The sequence below is a fragment of the Mesorhizobium sp. WSM4822 genome (assembly GCF_055811155.1).
Window position 1 is genome coordinate 39283 of the sequence record NZ_JBVVQM010000018.1, and the last position, 18481, is coordinate 57763.

At 62.8% G+C, this 18481-nt stretch carries 16 protein-coding genes; 7 read left to right on the plus strand and 9 right to left on the minus strand.

Annotated elements, in window-relative coordinates:
* Positions 1–60 precede the first annotated feature (60 nt).
* Positions 61–510, plus strand: coding sequence for a nucleoside deaminase (locus AC0L3E_RS30725; RefSeq protein WP_127271509.1), 450 nt, complete (start codon positions 61–63; stop codon positions 508–510).
* Between the two features lie 36 nt (positions 511–546).
* Here the strand turns inward: AC0L3E_RS30725 and AC0L3E_RS30730 are convergent, their stop codons facing one another.
* From AC0L3E_RS30730 to AC0L3E_RS30740, 3 genes are all read right to left on the minus strand, one after another.
* Positions 547–1227: a hypothetical protein gene (locus AC0L3E_RS30730; protein WP_127271160.1), complete on the minus strand. Its 681-nt coding sequence runs from the start codon at positions 1225–1227 to the stop codon at positions 547–549.
* Positions 1228–1433: 206 nt separating this feature from the next.
* On the minus strand, positions 1434–4394 hold the full coding sequence (ileS, locus tag AC0L3E_RS30735; RefSeq protein ID WP_473606414.1) for an isoleucine--tRNA ligase: 2961 nt from the start codon (positions 4392–4394) through the stop codon (positions 1434–1436).
* Positions 4395–4627: 233 nt separating this feature from the next.
* Entirely contained in the window at positions 4628–5434 is an 807-nt protein-coding gene (locus AC0L3E_RS30740) for a MipA/OmpV family protein (RefSeq protein WP_127331538.1), read from the minus strand.
* A gap of 194 nt (positions 5435–5628) precedes the next feature.
* Between AC0L3E_RS30740 and AC0L3E_RS30745 the strand changes: the two genes are divergently transcribed.
* A complete protein-coding gene (locus AC0L3E_RS30745; protein ID WP_127331536.1) occupies positions 5629–6183 on the plus strand; it encodes an HdeD family acid-resistance protein in 555 nt (184 codons plus the stop codon).
* Between the two features lie 154 nt (positions 6184–6337).
* Here AC0L3E_RS30745 and AC0L3E_RS30750 read toward each other — a convergent pair whose 3' ends face one another.
* Together AC0L3E_RS30750 and AC0L3E_RS30755 are read right to left on the minus strand one after the other, a co-directional pair.
* A complete protein-coding gene (locus tag AC0L3E_RS30750) occupies positions 6338–7318 on the minus strand; it encodes a bifunctional riboflavin kinase/FAD synthetase (protein WP_473606415.1) in 981 nt (326 codons plus the stop codon).
* A 6-nt stretch (positions 7319–7324) separates the two neighbouring features.
* Positions 7325–8185, minus strand: coding sequence for a TIGR01459 family HAD-type hydrolase (locus AC0L3E_RS30755; RefSeq protein ID WP_164762768.1), 861 nt, complete (start codon positions 8183–8185; stop codon positions 7325–7327).
* A gap of 230 nt (positions 8186–8415) precedes the next feature.
* On the opposite strand from AC0L3E_RS30755, the gene AC0L3E_RS30760 reads away from it, so the two are divergent.
* Positions 8416–10401, plus strand: a complete 1986-nt coding sequence (locus AC0L3E_RS30760) for a TadE/TadG family type IV pilus assembly protein (RefSeq protein WP_473606416.1) — start codon at positions 8416–8418, stop codon at positions 10399–10401.
* A gap of 131 nt (positions 10402–10532) precedes the next feature.
* Positions 10533–11165: a LysE family translocator gene (locus AC0L3E_RS30765; RefSeq protein ID WP_023813536.1), complete on the plus strand. Its 633-nt coding sequence runs from the start codon at positions 10533–10535 to the stop codon at positions 11163–11165.
* Positions 11166–11175: 10 nt separating this feature from the next.
* On the opposite strand, the gene AC0L3E_RS30770 is transcribed toward AC0L3E_RS30765, so the two are convergent.
* Positions 11176–12000, minus strand: a complete 825-nt coding sequence (locus tag AC0L3E_RS30770; protein ID WP_473606417.1) for a DUF2189 domain-containing protein — start codon at positions 11998–12000, stop codon at positions 11176–11178.
* A 297-nt stretch (positions 12001–12297) separates the two neighbouring features.
* Here AC0L3E_RS30770 and AC0L3E_RS30775 point away from each other — a divergent pair, with 297 nt between their 5' ends.
* Entirely contained in the window at positions 12298–13521 is a 1224-nt protein-coding gene (locus AC0L3E_RS30775) for a TadE/TadG family type IV pilus assembly protein (RefSeq protein WP_473606418.1), read from the plus strand.
* Positions 13522–13657: 136 nt separating this feature from the next.
* Here the strand turns inward: AC0L3E_RS30775 and AC0L3E_RS30780 are convergent, their stop codons facing one another.
* Positions 13658–14374, minus strand: a complete 717-nt coding sequence (locus AC0L3E_RS30780) for a glutathione S-transferase family protein (RefSeq protein ID WP_127271609.1) — start codon at positions 14372–14374, stop codon at positions 13658–13660.
* 106 nt (positions 14375–14480) lie between these two features.
* Between AC0L3E_RS30780 and AC0L3E_RS30785 the strand changes: the two genes are divergently transcribed.
* Together AC0L3E_RS30785 and AC0L3E_RS30790 are read left to right on the plus strand one after the other, a co-directional pair.
* A complete protein-coding gene (locus AC0L3E_RS30785) occupies positions 14481–14837 on the plus strand; it encodes a winged helix-turn-helix transcriptional regulator (RefSeq protein WP_127395619.1) in 357 nt (118 codons plus the stop codon).
* Positions 14838–14896: 59 nt separating this feature from the next.
* Complete coding sequence (locus AC0L3E_RS30790; protein ID WP_473606419.1) at positions 14897–15406, plus strand: CAP domain-containing protein; 510 nt, start codon at positions 14897–14899, stop codon at positions 15404–15406.
* A gap of 2 nt (positions 15407–15408) precedes the next feature.
* Here the strand turns inward: AC0L3E_RS30790 and AC0L3E_RS30795 are convergent, their stop codons facing one another.
* Both AC0L3E_RS30795 and AC0L3E_RS30800 read right to left on the minus strand, forming a co-directional pair.
* Entirely contained in the window at positions 15409–16941 is a 1533-nt protein-coding gene (locus AC0L3E_RS30795; RefSeq protein ID WP_127331522.1) for a DHA2 family efflux MFS transporter permease subunit, read from the minus strand.
* Between the two features lie 306 nt (positions 16942–17247).
* Positions 17248–18414 carry an HlyD family secretion protein gene (locus AC0L3E_RS30800; RefSeq protein ID WP_473606433.1) on the minus strand — a complete coding sequence of 389 codons (1167 nt, stop codon included), beginning with the start codon at positions 18412–18414 and terminating at the stop codon, positions 17248–17250.
* Positions 18415–18481: the final 67 nt, after the last annotated feature.

Sequence of the window (18481 nt, forward strand, 5' to 3'; positions counted from 1 at the left end):
GTTCATTCGAAACGAACTTGCTCCGTCAGGTGGCGAGGAGATAATCGGAGTGGAAATCGCGTGAAGCGGCCCGACTTCATGGCGCTGGCGCTGAAGGAGGCCGAGGCTGCCGCCTTGCGAGGCGAAGTGCCGGTCGGCGCCGTCATCGCCAATGGCGCTGGTGTTGTCGCCAGCGCCGGCAACCGCACACGCGAACTTGCCGACCCGACCGCGCATGCCGAGATGCTGGTCATCCGCGAAGCTTGCCGCAAACTGTCGGCCGAGCGGCTGACCGGCCATGATCTCTATGTGACGCTGGAACCTTGCGCCATGTGTGCCGGCGCCATTTCCTTCGCCCGGCTGCGCCGGCTTTATTTCGGCGCCGCCGACGACAAGGGCGGTGCCGTGGTCAATGGCGTACGTTTTTTCGCCTCGCCGACCTGCCACCACGCGCCCGACATCTATCCGGGCATGGGCGAGACCGAAGCGGGTCTATTGCTCAAGGAATTTTTCCGGGAACGGCGCGGCTGAACCGGGCGCAACGCCCGGCGACACAACGTGGTATTCTTACAGAGACGGCATCCAGTCGAACCAGCCGCTGCCCTTCTTGCCTTCCGCCTCTTTCTTCAGGCGGCGTTCCTTCTTGTACTCGTCCTCGCCAAGCTGATCTTGCGGCGCCGTGCCGGCCGCGACACGATACTGCACTGGAGGCTCGCTCAGATATTTGCGGGTGTTCGGATCGCCCTGCTTGCTGTCGGCAAGGCGGCGCTGGATCTCGGCGGCACGGCCCTTGTCGGAATCGGCCGGTGTCCATGCCGGCGGGTGGCTCGACCCTGACTCCGCCATCGCCCTCTTCACCGAGGCCGGGTCCGTCTGCACGTCGTCGATGATCTCCGACTGATAGGCCGGGTCGTTCTGATGGGCGGTGGCGTCGGCGCGCAAGCGGGCGCGGCGCTGCTCGGGCGATTCGGGCCATTCGGCGCTCGCCGTCTCGATGCTGTCCTGCGGGGCCGGCAGCGCTTCCTTCTGGCCTGGCGCCGGCTTCACGAGCGTCGGACGCGGCTTGTAGTCGATCTGTTCCTTGCGCTTCGGCGCGAATGAAAAGGCGCCCGAAATATCGCCGGCCAGCTGTTCGCCGGCGGTCTTGTCGGTGCCGTAGGTCGGAGAGCCCATGCAGCCGGACAAAGCGAGGCCCGACGCGACAAGCGGCGCCAGCAGCGCCAAGCGCGCATTATATCTCTCGGTCATGCCAAAAAGTCCCACTCTAGACAGCCTCTCGATTGCCACCAGCCTTGTGGCCGGTCCCCATCGTCCAAGCACTTGCGACGGAAATCCGGCGACAATTTGTCTTCCGGAGTTTCGCGTGTTTACCTCAACCACTCGTTAAGGGCAACGCGCGGGCGGTTTTCGCCCGCCCGGCGTGGCATTTGTGCACCGATCCAGCCGACTAACCGCTAAAGCCGGCCAAGCGCCTTCAATTCATGCAGCACCGCCGCATCCCTGGCCGAAACATCCGGGAATTCCGGATCCTGGCCGACATCGGCGGTGTAGCGCCAGGAGCGTGCACATTTTAACAGGCCACGATCGTCAGCCTTCTCGACCACCACGGCGACACCCTTGACGTCGTCGATCGCGAAGGCACCAGCCGGTGCCTCGCCATGAGCGATGACCAGATCGCTGGTGATCGCCATCTCGGCCATGTCGACATCTGAAATCGCCGCTTCGAGCGCTGCGTCGTTGATTGTGACGACCGGCACCGCTTCCAGCGACGATCCGATCACCTTCTGGGCGCGCGCGATCTCCAGCGCGCCGGTAACGACGCGCCGCACCTGCCGCACCTGGCGCCACTTTTCCGCCAGCGCCTCGTTCTTCCAGTCCGCCGGGATTTGCGGGAACTGGTCGAGATGCACCGAGACGGCGTCGGGATGACGGTCAAGCCAGGCCTCCTCCATGGTGAAAGGCAGCATCGGCGCCAGCCATTTTACCAGGCAGTCGAAGAGATGGCGCACCACCTGCACCGAAGCCTTGCGCTTCAGGCTCGACGGCGCGTCGCAGTAGAGCGCGTCCTTGCGGATGTCGAAATAGAACGCCGACAGCTCGACCACCATGAAATCGAGCAGCATGCGGGTGATGCGCTTGAATTCGAAGGCGTCGTAGCCCGAGCGCACGACCTCATCGAGCTCGGCCAGCCGGTGCAGCATCAGCCGCTCCAGCTCCGGCATTTTCTCCAGCGGCACCTCTTCGCCATCGTCATGGGCAAGCGTACCCAGCATCCAGCGGATGGTGTTGCGCAGCTTGCGGTAGGCGTCGATGTTGGTCTGTAGCACGTTCTTGCCGAGCCGCTGGTCCTCCCAGTAGTCGGTCGTCACCACCCACAGACGCAGTATATCGGCGCCCGACTGCTTGATGACGTCCTGCGGCACCACGGTGTTGCCCAGCGACTTCGACATCTTGCGGCCATCCTCGTCCATGGTGAAACCATGGGTGACGACAGTATCGTAGGGCGCCCTGCCCCTGGTGCCGCAGCTTTCCAGCAGCGAGGAGTGGAACCAGCCGCGATGCTGGTCGGAGCCTTCGAGATAGACGTCGGCCGGCCATTTCAGGTCAGGACGATCTTCCAGCGTGAAGGCGTGCGTCGAGCCCGAATCGAACCAGACGTCGAGGATGTCCATCACCTGCTTCCACTTCGAAGCGTCGTGATTGCCAAGGAAACGCTCCTTGGCATCAGCCGCGAACCAGGCGTCGGCGCCCTCCTGCTCGAAGGCGTCCATGATGCGCTGGTTGACCGCTTCGTCCTTCAGCACATTGCCGTCGGCATCGGCGAAGACGGCGATCGGCACGCCCCAGGCGCGCTGGCGCGACAGCACCCAGTCCGGCCGCTCCTCGATCATGGCGCGGATGCGGTTCTGGCCGGCGGCGGGCACGAAGCGGGTGTCGTCGATGGCCTTGAGCGCCCGGCTGCGCAGTGTCGAGCCGTCGCCGAGGTCCTTGTCCATGTAGACGAACCACTGCGGCGTGTTGCGGAAGATGATCGGTTTCTTGGACCGCCAGGAGTGAGGGTAGCTGTGCTTCAGCCGGCCGCGCGCGAACAGCGCGTTGCGCTTGATCAGCTCGTCGATGACGGCCTGGTTGGCGTTGCCCTTCTTGCCGTTGTCGTCGATGACGCGCGCCGGTCCACCCTCCCGGTCGGGGCCGAAACCCGGCGCGTCCTTGGTGAAGAAGCCGCCATCGTCGACGGTGAACGGGATAGCGGGATCGATGCCGCGTGCGCGCAGATCCACCGCCGCATCCATCCAGGCGTCAAAGTCCTCGCGGCCATGGCCGGGCGCGGTGTGGACGAAGCCGGTGCCGGCATCGTCGGTGACATGGTCGCCGGCGAGCATCGGAACGGCAAAGTCGTAGCCGCCGCAAAAACCTTTGAGCGGATGCGAAAGCGTAAGGCTTCCAAGCTCTTGCGCCGAAACACTGCGGAGACGATTCAAGGTGACCTTGGCCTTGACCGAGGAGTCTTCAGCCAGCGCGTCGGCAAAAATCAGTTTTTCACCCGGCTGCGGGCCGAATGCGTTTTCAGCTGCCGTGACCTCATAGAGGCCATAGTTGATGCGCGGCGAATAGTTGACGGCACGGTTGCCGGGGATCGTCCATGGCGTCGTCGTCCAGATGACGACATGTGCCTGCAGCAGATCGAGTGCGCCCTCCGTCAGCTTGGTCTCGCCATCGACAGGGCGGGCCAAGCTGGCGACCGGAAACTTCGCCCAGATCGTGTCGCTCTCATAGTCGTGGTACTCGATCTCGGCCTCGGCCAGCGCCGTACGCTCGACCACGCTCCACATTACCGGCTTGGAGCCGCGATAGAGCTGGCCCGACATGGCGAATTTCAAAAGCTCGCCGGCGATGCGCGACTCGGCATGGAAGGCCATCGTCGTATAGGGATTCTCGAAATCGCCGATGACGCCGAGGCGCTGGAACTCGGCCCCCTGCACAGCGATCCAACCCGCGGCGAACTCACGGCATTCCTTGCGGAATTCGTTGACCGGCACCTCGTCCTTGTTCTTGCCCTTGGCGCGGTACTGCTCCTCGATCTTCCACTCGATCGGCAGGCCGTGGCAGTCCCAGCCGGGCACATAGTTCGAGTCGTAGCCGCGCATCTGGAACGAGCGGGTGATGACATCCTTGAGGATCTTGTTCAGCGCGTGGCCGATATGGATGTTGCCGTTGGCGTAGGGCGGCCCGTCATGCAGAACGTATTTCGTGCGGCCGGCAGCGCTCTCGCGCAGCTTGCGGTAGAGATCCATGTCCTGCCAGCGCTTGACCAGCAGCGGCTCCTTCTCCGGCAAGCCGGCACGCATCGGGAAATCCGTCTGCGGCAGGTAAAGCGTCTTGGAATAGTCGATCGTTTCAGTTGTATCGGTCATTGGTCTGCCATTTGCATTGCCCGGCGGGCGTACAAGCTCGGGCGTGAACTATCATGTTATGGAGAAAGCGCGAGGGGGCGCGCAGAAACTCCCGGCGGCTCCGGCGGCGCTCAGGCCACCCGGAACACCGGGCCTGTAATTCGTATCGCGATCGCGAAAAGGCGCGAAAAGCTGGTCATGGCTGGGCTTTTAGCCGAAGCCACGGCAGGAATAAAGCGTCTCGTTCGATTCACTTACATCGTGAAATCGAAGCGGTAGGTGGTCGACACGCCAATCATGAACTGGTTGCGGTCGCCGCGCTCCTTGACCAGGCTGGAATCGGCCGCCGGTCCCATCAGGCGCGAATATTCGCCAAACAGGCTGGCGGTCATCGGCTCGGTCACCTTCCAGGTTATGGCGCCGCCGAGGCCGGTCGATTTCAGCCCGCCACCGGGATGATATTCGCTCAAGCCCGAGGCCACGGCTTCCTGCGCGTTGACGCCGTAATAGGCGTCGAAATAATTGCCTGACGCAAAGGAAACACGCGGGCCGCCCGAAATCCTGACGGTCGGCGTCACATCGTAAAAGGCATCTGCGGCGATGTCGGCGACAAAGCCGTTGTGAGCGCGAATGCCGTGGCGCAGCTCGGCGCGGGCGCGCAGCCAGTCGGTCGGATAGAATTCGAAGAAGCCGCCGACTTCCCCGCCCCAGCGCACCGGATCGAGGCCCTTCAGCTCATCGGCGTTGTCGTCATCGCGGGAAAACAGGAACTTGCCGGTCAGGCCAGCGCGGAAACCGCCATCATCGACCAGCGCCAGCGAGATGTTGTCGTTGCGCGAGACAAAGCGGGCAGCAGGTCCGGCCTTGCCCAGCGAAATGATCGGCGAGGCGCTGAGCAGGTACTTTTTGCCGCCCTCGAAATTCGGCGCCACCATGCCGGTGGCACCTACGGTCAGATACCAGTCGCCGGACAGCCAGCTGCCCTCGCCCGCATTGGCAGCGCCCGTCCCACCCAGCACCGCGGCGGCCAACACAAGAGAGATTCTTCCGACCGAACTCATGGCCACTCCACTAACACAACGCATATGATTGCCGATGACAGCTTTGACGGCCGTTTGGTAAAATTTGATTTAAAGCCGAGACATATGCTCGCGCTTTGCCGCGATCCCGCTGCCGGTCATCGGCTGGACGTTGGCTCGCGCCCGGATTACCTTCCATCCGCAGTATTCCGCAGCCCTCGATGGAGACCGCGACAATGACCCTGCATGGCGATGCCTTGAAAATCGGGATCGAACAGACACGGACAAAATGGGGATGGTTTGTCGCACTCGGTGTGCTGCTGCTCATCTTCGGCGGCATTGCCTTCGCCAATCTGTTCGTCGCCACGGTGGCTTCCGTCTACGTCGTGGGATGGCTGATGCTGATGGCGGGTATCATCGAGATCGTGCACGCGTTCGGCGTCAAGTCCTGGAATCGCTTCTTCTACTGGCTGCTCAGCGGACTGCTGTACGCCGTCGCCGGCTTCTTCGCTTTCGGCAATCCGTTGCTTGCCTCGGCGGTGCTGACGTTCCTGCTGGCGATCGCGCTGGTCGCGTCAGGGGTGCTCAGGGCCTGGGTCGGCTACAGCCACCGGCCGGAACGCGGCTGGGGCTGGCTCGTCGCCGCCGGTGTCATCAGCGCGCTTGCAGGTCTGATCATCGCCATGGGCTGGCCGGTCAACAGCCTGTGGGTGCTCGGTCTGTTCCTTGCGATCGACCTGATCTTCCAGGGCTGGACCTTCATCGCCGTCGGCCTGGCGCTGAAAAAGTAGGGATCATGCCTAAGGCCTGTTGAGATTCAGGTCAGGCCGAGCCGAAAAGGGTGGGTTCCGAGAACCGGAGCGGAGCGTACGTTTGGGTACGTGAGCACCGGAAGCGGAGGAAACCACCATTTGCAGGCCGGCCTCACCTGAATATCAACAGACCTTAAAATGCCATGGCCGCATCGAGATCGGAGAGCGGCTTGACGCCGGCAAGCAGCGCGCGTGCCTCGGCTTCATCGCGCTTCATCTGCGCGACCAGCGCGTCGAGCCCATCGAACTTCACCTCCGGGCGCAGGAAACCGAAGAAGGAAACCTGACAGACCTCGCCATAGAGGTCTTCGGAGAAGTCGAAGACGAAGGTTTCCAGCAGCGGCGCGCCATTGTCGTCGACGGTCGGGCGACGGCCGAAGCTGGCGACGCCGTCGTGAAGCGTGCCGTCGGAGCGGCGGAAGCGGACGGCATAGATGCCCTCCTTGAGTGCGGCTTCAGCCGACAGCCTCATATTCGCGGTTGGAAAGCCAAGGGTGCGGCCAAGCTGCTGTCCGCCAACCACCTCACTTTCGACGGTGAAGCGGTAGCCGAGCAGACCGGCGGCTTCAGCCACTTCGCCCTCGCCCAGCAATCCGCGGATGCGGCTGGACGACACCACCTCGGCGCCCTCGTCCCGGAAGGCGTCGACGAGCGTGACGCCGAAGCCGTGACGCTCACCCGCCGCCATCAGGTAGGCCGGGCCGCCTTGACGATCCTTGCCGAAGTGGAAATCGAACCCGGTCACGGCGTGGGTAATGCCAAGGTTCGTTTCCAGCACATCCGTCACGAACGCTTCCGCCGACAGCGAGGCGAAGTCGCGCGTGAACGGCTGCTCGACCAGCGCGGCAAAGCCCAGCAGCGACAGGAGCCGCGCCTTCATCGGCGGCGGCGTCAGCACGAACAACGGGATATCAGGCCTGAAGATCTTGCGCGGATGCGGTTCGAACGTCAGCACCAGGGCCGGTACGCCGCGCCGTCCGGCCTCGGCAGAGGCGCGCTCGAGCACCGCCTGATGGCCGCGATGGACGCCATCGAAATTGCCGATCGCCACGACGCCGCCGCGCAGGTCGGCGGGAAGCGGCGCGGTTGCGAGGATGCGTTGGAAGGCTGCCATCGTCACCTACCGAAGCCTGGGAATGACGGCCACCGGACCATAGCCATGCTTTTCCAGGAACGCCGCCAATCTTGCCGGATCCGGTTGCAGGGCATCGCCATAGTCGCGGGCATGGATGCCGCCGGAGACATAAAGAACATCGAAGCCATTGTCGGCGGCGCCCTTCACATCGGTCATCATGCCGTCGCCGATGGCAAGCACCTGGCCGCGCTCGACCGGCTGGCCAAGAATCTCGGCAACCTCCTTCATCGCGAGATTGTAGATCGGCGCGTAAGGTTTTCCAGCGATCAATGTGCGGCCGCCAAGCTGGGCATAGTCACGCGCCAGCGCGCCGGCACACCAGATGATGCGTTCGCCGCGCTCGACCACGATGTCGGGATTTGCGCAGATGAAAGGCAGGTTCCTGGCGCGCAGCCGCCGCAGGAGCTCCGTGTAATCCTCGGGTTTTTCGACCTCGTCGTCGAACAGGCCGGTGCAGACGACGCCGGACGCCTCGAACTCCTCGACAAGCTCGACGTCGAGACCTTCATAGAGGGTGAAGTCCCGGTCGGCGCCGATATGGAAAATCTTGCGCGGCCCTTCGGCGATCAGATCCCGCGTCACGTCGCCTGAGGTAACCACCCGGTCGTAGGCTGACGGTGGAACACCGATCGCGTTCATCTGCGCCACGACATCGGCACTTCTGCGCGGCGAATTGGTGATCAGGACGACGGGGATTTTCGCCTCTCGAGCCCTTGCCAGTGCGGAAGCCGCCACCGGGAAATGCGTTTCACCATTGTGGACCACACCCCAGACATCGCACAGGATTGCCGAATAGGACTTCGACACGTCTTCGAGCGAGCCGATGATTTCAGGCGAATCCGCCATGCCGTTTCCTTCAGTCATGATCGTTGCGATCGCCGCGACCGACGGTTCGCCGCAGCCGGTTCGGATTAGCCGAACCGCCCCGGCCTGTCACCAGCTTTCGCCAGTCACGATTGGTTAGCGGTTGGTGAAGCGCTGCCCCGGCAATAGAGCGATTTCCCAAACGCGGCCTTCAGCGTTTTGTGGAAAACTGGCATCGATCGAGAATCCGCCGGCGGGGGCCGCTGCAAGACATGCATGAACTTTGGCGTCAGTTCTGCCGCGACAAGCGCGGCAACTATGCTCTTATGACGGTCGTTGCGATGGTTCCGCTCATGGGCGCCCTGGCGATAGCCGTCGACTTCACCGAGATGAGCCGCGAAAAACAGGCGGTTTCGAATGCGCTCGATGCCGCAAACTTCGCCACGGCGCGCCGGCTGACGGAGGGTGCTACCGACGACCAGTTGAGGGCCTATGCGCTCGACTTCTTCAATGCCAACCTCAACAAGATCAACCCCGCCAACACGACGCTCAGCGTCACCTTGCCAAGCAACACCGCCGGCGGGGGCTTGCTCAAAATGAGCGCGCGGCTTGACTACAAGCCCTATTTCTATCCGGTCTTCGGTCAGCTCGTCGGCAAATCCGAAACCGACGCCAACCAGAAGATCAGCTTCAACGTGACCTCGGAAGTGCGGCTGAAGAACACTCTTGAAGTCGCCCTGGCGCTCGACAATTCCGGGTCGATGACCAAGACCGGAACGGGCTCGGGTCAAACGCGCATCGACCTTCTCAAGACCGCGGCCAAACAGCTGGTCGACACGCTGGCCCAGCAGGCGGCCATGATCAAGCAGGTCGACAGGCCGGTGCAGTTCGGCCTCGTGCCGTTTGCCGCCTCGGTCAATGTCGGCCCCGGCAACGGTAACGCGTCCTGGATGGACACCGAAGGATTGTCGCCGGTATCGAACGAGAATTTCGACTGGTCGACGCTGAACGCGGTCGACAAATACGCCCAGCAGACCAACGGTATCTGGTACAAGCGCGGCACCGGATGGGGTACCGACGAAGGCCAGATGCTGACCCGGTTTTCGCTCTACCGGGACATGAAGGTCGTCACCAACCATGAGCGTGTCACCAACAGCAAGCGCGTGGTTTGCGACGAATACAACTCGAACAACACCTGCAAACGAAGCCATGACGAATATGATTACATCGATTCCTATGGCCCGTTCGCCAGTTGGCAAGGTTGCGTCGAGGCCAGGCCCTATCCCTACAATGTCAACGACGCCGCGCCGTCCGGCGGCTCGGCGAACACCGGCATAGGGGTTGGCGATCCGGCAACGATGTTCGTGCCGATGTTCGCCCCCGACGAACCCGGCAACCATTGGAGGCTCACCCAAGATCCCGATGAGGCCACGCCGACGACCTACGGCGCCGTGAACAGCTGGTGGAACGACGACCCGACAAGCAGCACCGGCCAATCCCGGTTGCGCAACATGGCCAAATATTTCCAGCCGCGGCCGATCAATGCGCCGGCGCTGGCCGCCGGCAACGGGCCGAACTACAGCTGCTCCACCAACCCGATCACGCCGCTGACCGATGTCAGCGTTGCCACTGGGCTCACCGCGATCAAGGCCGCGATCGACCTGATGAAGCCCGACGGCGGCACCAATGTTCCCGAAGGCATGGCCTGGGGATGGCGCGTGGTTTCGAGCGGCGATCCCTTCACGCAAGGCCGCCCGGAAACCGAGAGAGGCAACGACAAGGTCGTGATCGTGCTGACCGACGGCGCCAACACCTACTACACGCCTTCCTCGCTCGGCTATTCCGACCCCGCCGATTCGAAATCGACTTATGCGTCCTTCGGCTATCTCAAACCCGGCTACAACGGCACGTCGGTGGGCCGCCTGTTCATGGGCACATCGAGCACCATTGGCCAATTCGATTATTCTAACGGCAATTATACCAACGCGCTCAACGAGCAGATGGCGACGCTTTGCAACAACGCCAAGGCAGCCAACATCATGGTGATGACTGTGGCGCTCGATCTGTCGACGACTAAAATCGCCGACCAGCAGGCGATCGAGGCGCTGAAATCCTGCTCGTCGAACTCGCGCTTCCGCAAGGACCCGACGGACGCGAGCAAGCCGGCAAAACTGTTCTGGAATGCCACCGGCGCCAGCTTGTCGAACGATTTCAAGGAAATCGGCAACGAATTGTCGAACCTGCGCATCGTCGGCTGATCCGTAGCCATCGGGGGCTGGCTGGAACAATGGCTGGCGCCGCCATGCACTTGCGCGCGCCTGCCGGGACAGGCACATCTTGGCCGCCTGCCGGATCGCGCGTCCATTCGCGGCGCGCTGGAGAAGAACAGATGCCCGAAACAGCCAATCATCTCGCCTTCGCGCTGGTCTGCCTCGGCATGGTGCTGACGCCTGGCCCCAACATGATCTATTTGATCTCGCGTTCCCTGTCGCAGGGGCCGAAGGCGGGGCTCATCTCGCTTGGCGGTGTGGCACTCGGCTTTGTCTTCTATGTGCTGGCGGCGGCGTTCGGCATCACCGCGCTGCTGCTCGCCGTGCCCTACGCCTATGACGCGCTGCGCTTTGCCGGCGTGCTCTATCTGCTGTGGCTGGCCTGGCAGGCGGTGAAGCCGGGCGGACGCTCGCCGTTCGAAGTGCGCGAATTGCCGAGGGACAGGCCGCGCAAGCTTTTCGCCATGGGCCTGATGACCAATCTGCTCAATCCGAAGGTGGCCGTGCTCTATCTGTCGCTGTTGCCGCAGTTCATCAGCCCTGGCAAAGGCCACGTCCTGTCGCAGCTTCTGGTGCTCGGCGCGACGCAGATCTCGATCAGCCTCAGCGTCAATGCCGTCATCGCGGTGACGGCCGGTTCGATCGCCACCTTTCTCGCCGGACGGCCTTTGTGGCTGGTCATCCAGCGCTGGATGATGGGCACCGTGCTGGCGGCACTGGCGCTGAAGATGGCGACAGAGGCGCAGCGCTGAGAGTGCTGATCTACATCGGCCGCCTTATCTGCTGTGCCCGCTCCGGCTCGACCACCCTGCGGTAGAGATGCCAGGTGGCATGGCCGAGCACCGGCATGACGACGGCGAGCCCGGCAAACAGCGGGATCGAACCGATCACCAGAAGCACGGCGACCAGCAAGCCCCACAGCGCCATTTGCAGCGGGTTGGCCATCACTGCCCGGGCCGAGGTCTCGATCGCCGAAACGGCGCCGACGTCACGGTCGAGCAGCAGCGGGAAGGCAACCACGGTAGTGGCCAGCACGATTACGGCGAAGACAAAGCCCGCGGCATTGCCGGCAAGGATCAGCGTCCAGCCCTTGCTGGTGGTCAGCACGTCGCGGACGAAGCCACCGATCGAGGCCGGCGGCTGGTCGCCGAACAGGCCGGTGTAGATCGACTGCGCCGTGTAGAGCCACAACAGGAACAGCGCCACCAGCATGACGCCGATGACAGCGATCGACGGGACAGCGGACGAGCGCCGCACATCAAACGCGTGCCACCAGGAGGTGTTCATGCCGAGCTCACGCCGGCGGCTGATCTCGTAAAGGCCGAGCGCCGCAAACGGCCCGACCAGCGCGAAACCCGACATCAGGGGATAGATGAGCTGGATGGCATTGGCGCCGGACGTCCACTGCGTCAGGATCAGGCCGACGATGGGATAGATCAGGCACAGGAACACGTAGTGCGATGGTTTTGCCCAGAAATCCTCGAAGCCGAGGCGCAGCGCATCCCAAAGGTCCGACGTGGTGATGCGGCGCACCGTTGGCTGCACATGCATTCCACGTGCGTCCGCCATGACATGAAAGCCGGCCATAACCTTCCTCCCGTGTGTCGGGGCGGTCACCGCCTGGATGGCCGCCAGAGCTGCCACTTCAAGATCAAGAGGCATGATAGCAGAGTTGGCGGCGATTGTCGCCGCGTCAATTGCCTGGGGCGCAACTCCTAGTGTTCAACTCTCCGTATGGCCTCTCATATGGCGTGCCTCGGCAGTCTTTCGTTTTAGCCAACCATTGTTCTGCATTTTAGCATTTACGTATTTTAGCATTTACTTAAATTACTCGTAGGGATCTCTGGCGTATCACCTGAGCTTTACGAGGTTCGGCGAGGAATTATGTTCGCATTGAGAGGCTTCTGGTCTTCGGAGCACGGCAACTTTGCCATGACGACCGCCGTCGCGATGCTGCCGATAATGATTGGTTTGGCCGGCGCGGTTGATCTGATCGGCACGAGCCATGACGCCTCGCAACTGCAGAACTCGCTGGACGCGGCGGGGCTCGCCATCGGCACGAAGTTCTCTCCCGATATGGCGGCCGGCGATGTCCAGCAGCTTGGGCTGCAATTCTTCGCCGCCAATATGAGCGCGGCCGACCAGCAGGAATATTTGGGCAGCGTCTCCGCTTTCGCGGCAACGGCAAGCGGCAGCCCAAGCGCCTACTTTATCTCGCTGTCGTCCAGCATAAGCCGCCCAAGCTTCATCAGCGCCTCGGCCCCCTGGCAGGCCTCCCGCTCGGCCTCGGTCAAGGTAAAACCTGGCGCACAGGCCTGCGTGCTGGCGCTCGATCCGCATGCGTCCGCCGCCGTGAACCTCCAGGGCTCGACCAACGTCTCGATGGACAATTGCGTGATCGCGGCGAACTCGGACGCGTCCGATTCCGTCAACAGGGGTGGCTCCGCGCTGGTTTCAGCCGGCTGTGTCTCAACCGTCGGCGGCACCAGCGGGCTGTTGCCACCCAGCGCCAGTCTCGCCTGCGGAACGCCGCACGAACATAGGTACGCGTCCTTTGATCCATTGGCCGACGTCGTTCCTCCCCCTTACACATTGTGTTTGCCTGTCCCGAACGGCAAAACCTACACGCTGTCGCCCGGCACGTATTGCGACAAGACATTGTCGGGGGACATCACGCTTGATCCGGGCGTCTACATCATGCGCGGCACCACCATAAAGCCAGGGGGGAACGGCAGCCTGGCTGGCCAGGGCGTGACTATATTCCTCATGGAAAGCGCTGAGATCTACATAAATGCCAATGAGAAGGTGAACCTTTCCCCGCCCACCAGCGGCCCTTATGCTGGCATCACCATTTTCCAGGATCACGGCAACACGTCTGCTCTGACATTGAATGGCGGCGCAAATTCCGTGCTCAGCGGTTTCATTTACGCGCCGGACGCGCCCATTTCCTACGCCGGCAACTCTGATATGAGCGCCCAGGGCGACTGTCTCAGGCTTGTCGGCAATACGATTCAGATGACCGGAAACTCGTCCGTCAAGTCGGACTGCGCGGCGGCGCTTGGAAATCGCACAATGTACGCCGATCGGATGATCACTCTGGTGAAATGAGAACGACAGGCGGCCCAAGCGGTAGCGTTGAGAAAAATGGCGGTCCCCTTTAACAATGCCGGAGTGCGGCGGCGACCGCACTCCGGCAGATCAGCGCCTCCCACAAAGGCACATCCTGGTTGAAAACAGAGTGTCGCTACGATTTCGCCGCCGCCGCGAAGCGATCGATCACCTCAGTCAGGGGGACGTGGCCAAGGCAGGCGCCAGAACCGGCGGGCTGTTCGCCATCCTCGACAGCCAGCGCATAACGCACGGCCGGATCGGATTCGATGCGAAGGCGCAATCCGGCCAGCTTGGGATAGGCAGCGCCGTCGATCGCCTGGTGAAACTCCGCCCAGCGTGCCACGCCGATCAGCGTGGTATCGGCCAGCGTCAGCCGGTCGCCGACCAGGAAATCCGTGTCGGCGATCATCGCCTCGAGCCGATCATGACGTTCCGCAACGGCCTTGCGGCCGAACTCCCGCAAGGTCGCCTTCAGCGCCGGTTCATCCGCCGCCATTTCCAATGCCACCCAGAGCGGGCTGAAGGCGGCGGTGAAACCGGTGTTCACGAAGGCCATCAGCTGGTGCATGCGGTCGGCTTGCGGCGTGCGCGGTTCGAAGCTGATGCGGCGCTGTGTGTCGCGGGCTTCGAGCCACGAGGCGATGGCCATTGTCTCGGTGAGCACCCGGCCTTCGTCGGTGATCAGCACCGGCGTTTCCTGACGGTCGTTGATGCTGGCATAGGCATCGTTTTTCATCTCGGTGAGCATGTCGACGCGGCACAGGCGATAGGGTTGCCCGACGCGTTCAAAGGCAGCGACAAGCCCCATCGAGCTTCCCGCCGGGAAGCCGTAAAGGAGGATAGGTTCCATTTGTTTTCTTCCGTGATTGAGAGGATCACGCCGCGCAGCGAAACTTGACCCTAAACGCTTGTCGTCCCATGTAAATTACGCACAATTCTGTAACCAGGATCCGCCCATGAAAGACGTCGTCTCACGCTGCCCGATCGAAGAGACCATGCGCGTGCTCAGCGGTCGCTGGCCCACACTGCTGCTCTATTATCTGAAGGACGGGACCAAGCGGTTCAGTGAACTGAGACGTGACAACCCGACCGTGTCGCATCGCATCCTGACCCTGGAACTGCGCAAGCTGGAAGAAGCCGGCATCGTGCGGCGCACGGTGCGTCCGGGTTATCCGTTGCGGGTCGACTATGACCTCACAGCGCCTGGCCGCCGGCTTGTACCGCTCATCGACGCGCTCGGGTCGTGGTGGGTGCATACGGAAGACGACCGGATGGGCGGTTCCTCGGACGCAGATCTCGATACTGCCGCCTAACATCTTCGATTTTCGCCGCCCTGCCCGGCAAAAGCCATGATCGACGTTATCTCAGGGGCATGACCATAGCGAAAATCGAAACCCACCCGATCCCGAATCTGCACAGGCGCATGGTGCTGACCGGCCTCGCAGCCTTGGCGGGCCTCGCCGCCTGCAGCACCGTTTCACTGCCGTCAGGCGAAGGCGCCGGGGTCTCCTCCTCCGCCACCAGCACGCTGGCCAGCATCCGCGCCTCGGCGGGGCTCGCGCCGCTGGTCGCCGACCGGCAACTCGAACAGGCTGCCCTGCAGCAGGCCGGCTACATGGCGCAGCGCCGCCGCATGAGCCACACCACCGGCTGGGGCAAGGATTTCGCCTCGCGCATCAAGGACAATCGAATTTCCGGCGCCGCGGCGGAGAACATCGCCGAGGGTCGTTTCGACCTCGAGAAGCTGTTCGACATCTGGGTGCATTCACCTGGCCATCGCCGCAACATGCTCGACCCGCGCTTCACCCGCTTCGGCCTTGCCTATGTGCGCGACGGCGGCGACAGCAAGCTCCGTTACTGGAGCCTCGTGCTCGGAAAATAGAGCTAGTCCATATGCGCTGCCGGCGCGCCGCCGGCAGGCGCCTGCTTTGGCTTGCGCAGCAGGAAAACAAACGGGATGGCAAGCAGCGTCATCACCATAAGTATTTTGAAGTCGTTGACGTAGGAAATCATCATCGCCTGCAGATTGACCATGCGATCGACCTGCGAAAGCGCCGTCGGATCGCCGCTCGCGGCGGCAGGAGAGACCGCCCAAAGATTGGGGTTGAACGGGTTGATGAAGGCCGAAAGCTCGGTGTGATTGATCTGCGTGTTGCGCACCATCAGAACCGTCACGACCGACACGCCGATGGACGAGCCAAGATTGCGCACCAGGCTGAACAAGGCCGTGGCATCGGTGCGGAAGCGCACGTCAAGCGTGGCGAAGGCGACGGTCGACAGCGGCACGAACACCATTCCCATCCCCAGGCCCTGGATGACGCCGGAGCTGATGATCAGCCAATTGTCCATCTGCGGCGTGAAGCTGGACATGGTGTAGAGCGACTGTGCGGTCAGGAGGAAGCCGATGACCACGAGGATCCTGGCGTCGATCTTGCTCATGAGCCGGCCGACGACCAGCATTGAAATCATGGTGCCGACACCGCGTGGCCCTATGACGACGCCGATGGTGACGGTCGGATAGCCGAAGATGGTCGACAGCATCGGCGGCAACAGCGACATGCTCGCCAGAATGAGCACACCCATGATGAAGATGAACGCCAGCCCGGTCACGAAATTGCGGTCGAGGAAGATCTTGGGATCGATGAAGGGGTGTTCGGCGGTCATGGTGTGAATGATGAACACCCAGAAGCCGGTGAGCGAAAGACCAAGTTCGATCCAGATCTCGACCGAGGAAAACCAGTCGACCTCGCCGCCGCGATCGAGCAGCAGCTGAAGCGCGCCGACGCCGAGCGATATCATGGCGAAGCCGAAGAAATCGAAGCCGCGCACCCGCCGGGCAACGGCCGGCAAGTAGGCGGCCATGCCGAGAAAGGCGACGATGCCGACCGGCAGGTTGATGAAGAACACCCAGCGCCAGTTGAAATTCTCGGTCAGCCAGCCACCCAGCGTCGGGCCCAGAATCGGCCCCAGCATGATGCCGGCGCCCCAAATGGCCATCGCCTGGCCATGGCGTTCCCTGGGATTGATGTCGAGCAGGAAGGTTTGCGACAGAGGCACGATCGCCGCTCCGAACACGCCTTGCATCAGCCGGAAGAACACTATGCTCTCCAGGCTCCAGGCGATGCCGCACAGCATCGAGAATATGGTGAAGCCGACCACTGCCGTCAGGAACAGTTCCTTGCGGCCGAAGCGGTCGGCCAGCCAGCCGGTGACCGGCGTCATGATGGCGGCGGCAACGATGTAGGAGGTCAGCACCCAGTTGATGTTGTCCGGCGAGGCGCCGAGATCGCCCGTCATTGTCGGCAGAGCGACGTTGGCGATCGTCGTGTCGAGCGCCTGCATGACCGTCGCCAGCATGAGCGCGACCGTGATCAGGCCGCGATGCGGCACTTCTTTGAAGGGTTCGGGCGTGCTCATGGCGTGGAACTTCCAGCAGGTAACAAAAACGTGTACAAGGGGTTTCCGGGCGGCAACGCCTTCCGTTGAGAGACCCTCGTCGCGGTGGGACGCGATCGTCGATGTGGGGGTTACATCGACTGAAAGTCTCTGATGAGCGGATGCCTGCCGCCCGGAAACATGAGGACCGACGAGTCTGCCTCGGAGATTTCAGATTTCGGCCAGGCCGCGACGCGGCAGCGCCAAAACGCTGATCCTTCCAGCTCCTCCCATCAGACCAATCCTGCTATTCACCTCCGCCGCTGGTCCTGCGGCAATCTGTTGACGTTACTGCGCGGCCTCGCCAGCCGTGGCGTGACCAAAGATCGAGGGCAGGCCACGCGCCACGCCGGTGTCGACGGTAACGGTGGCGCTCATGCCGGTGCGCAACGCCATCTTGGCGTCCGCATCGATCAGTTCGAGACGAACCGGGATACGCTGTGTGACCTTGACCCAGTTGCCGGTGGCATTTTGGGCCGGCAGCAGCGAGAACTCGGCTCCCGTGCCGGCGCCGATCGCCTTGACCGTCCCCTCGAAGGTGCGCCCTGGATAGGTGTCGACCACGATCTCGGCCTTCTGGCCGGGCTTCATGTGGGTGAGCTGCGTTTCCTTGAAATTGGCATCGATCCAGGTGTCACCGGTCTCGACCAGCGAAAACAGCGGCGTGCCGGAACCGACATACTGACCGACCTTGAACGACGAGGCCTGGCTGACGATGCCGTCCGCCGGCGCCTTGACCGTTGTCTGGGCCAGGTCGTAGGCCGCCTTGTCGCGCGCGGCGAGCGCGGCCATCACGGTCGGGTGCTTGTCGGTCTCGATGTCGGGATTGCCGCCAAGGCCTGCCTTGGCGCTGATGATGCCTTGCTCGGCAACCGCCAGCTGCTGCTTGGCCTTGTCGAGATCGTTCTTGGCTTCGTCGAGCGACGATTTGGCGTTGATGCCCTTCTGGGCGAGGTCGGCGGCGCGATCGAACTGAGACTGGGCGAAGGCGACCTGGCTGGCATCGGACTTTTGCTGAGCCATCGACTGGCCATAGGCCGCGCGCAACTGCTCGACATTGAGACGCGCGCCCGCAACCGCGGCGTCGGCCTGCGCTAGCGCGATCCGGTAGGGCTCGGGGTCGATGGCAAACAGCTCGTCACCCTGCTTGACCAGCTGGTTATCGAAGATGTCGACCTTAACGATGCGGCCGGCCGTGTCGGAAGCGATCGACACCTTGGCCTGCTGCAGATTGGCGTTCTCGGTCTCCTGATAGCGGCCGCCGGTGACCCAGACATAGCCGCCGCCGACAGCCAATGCCGCAGGCAGCGCGACCATCAGCAGGAAGCGGCCCAGCCGGCGCTTTTTCTTCACGGGCACTGGGGCCGGCTGCACCGGGGGAGCAACCGCCGGCGGGGCCGCGGGGGGGGGGGGCGGGGGGGGGGAGCGGGGGGGGGGGGGGGGTTTGGGGTATATTTTGTTAGGCGGGAGTAGGGGGGGGGGGGAGTGTTTTTTTTATTTTTTTATTTTTGGGGGGAGAGGG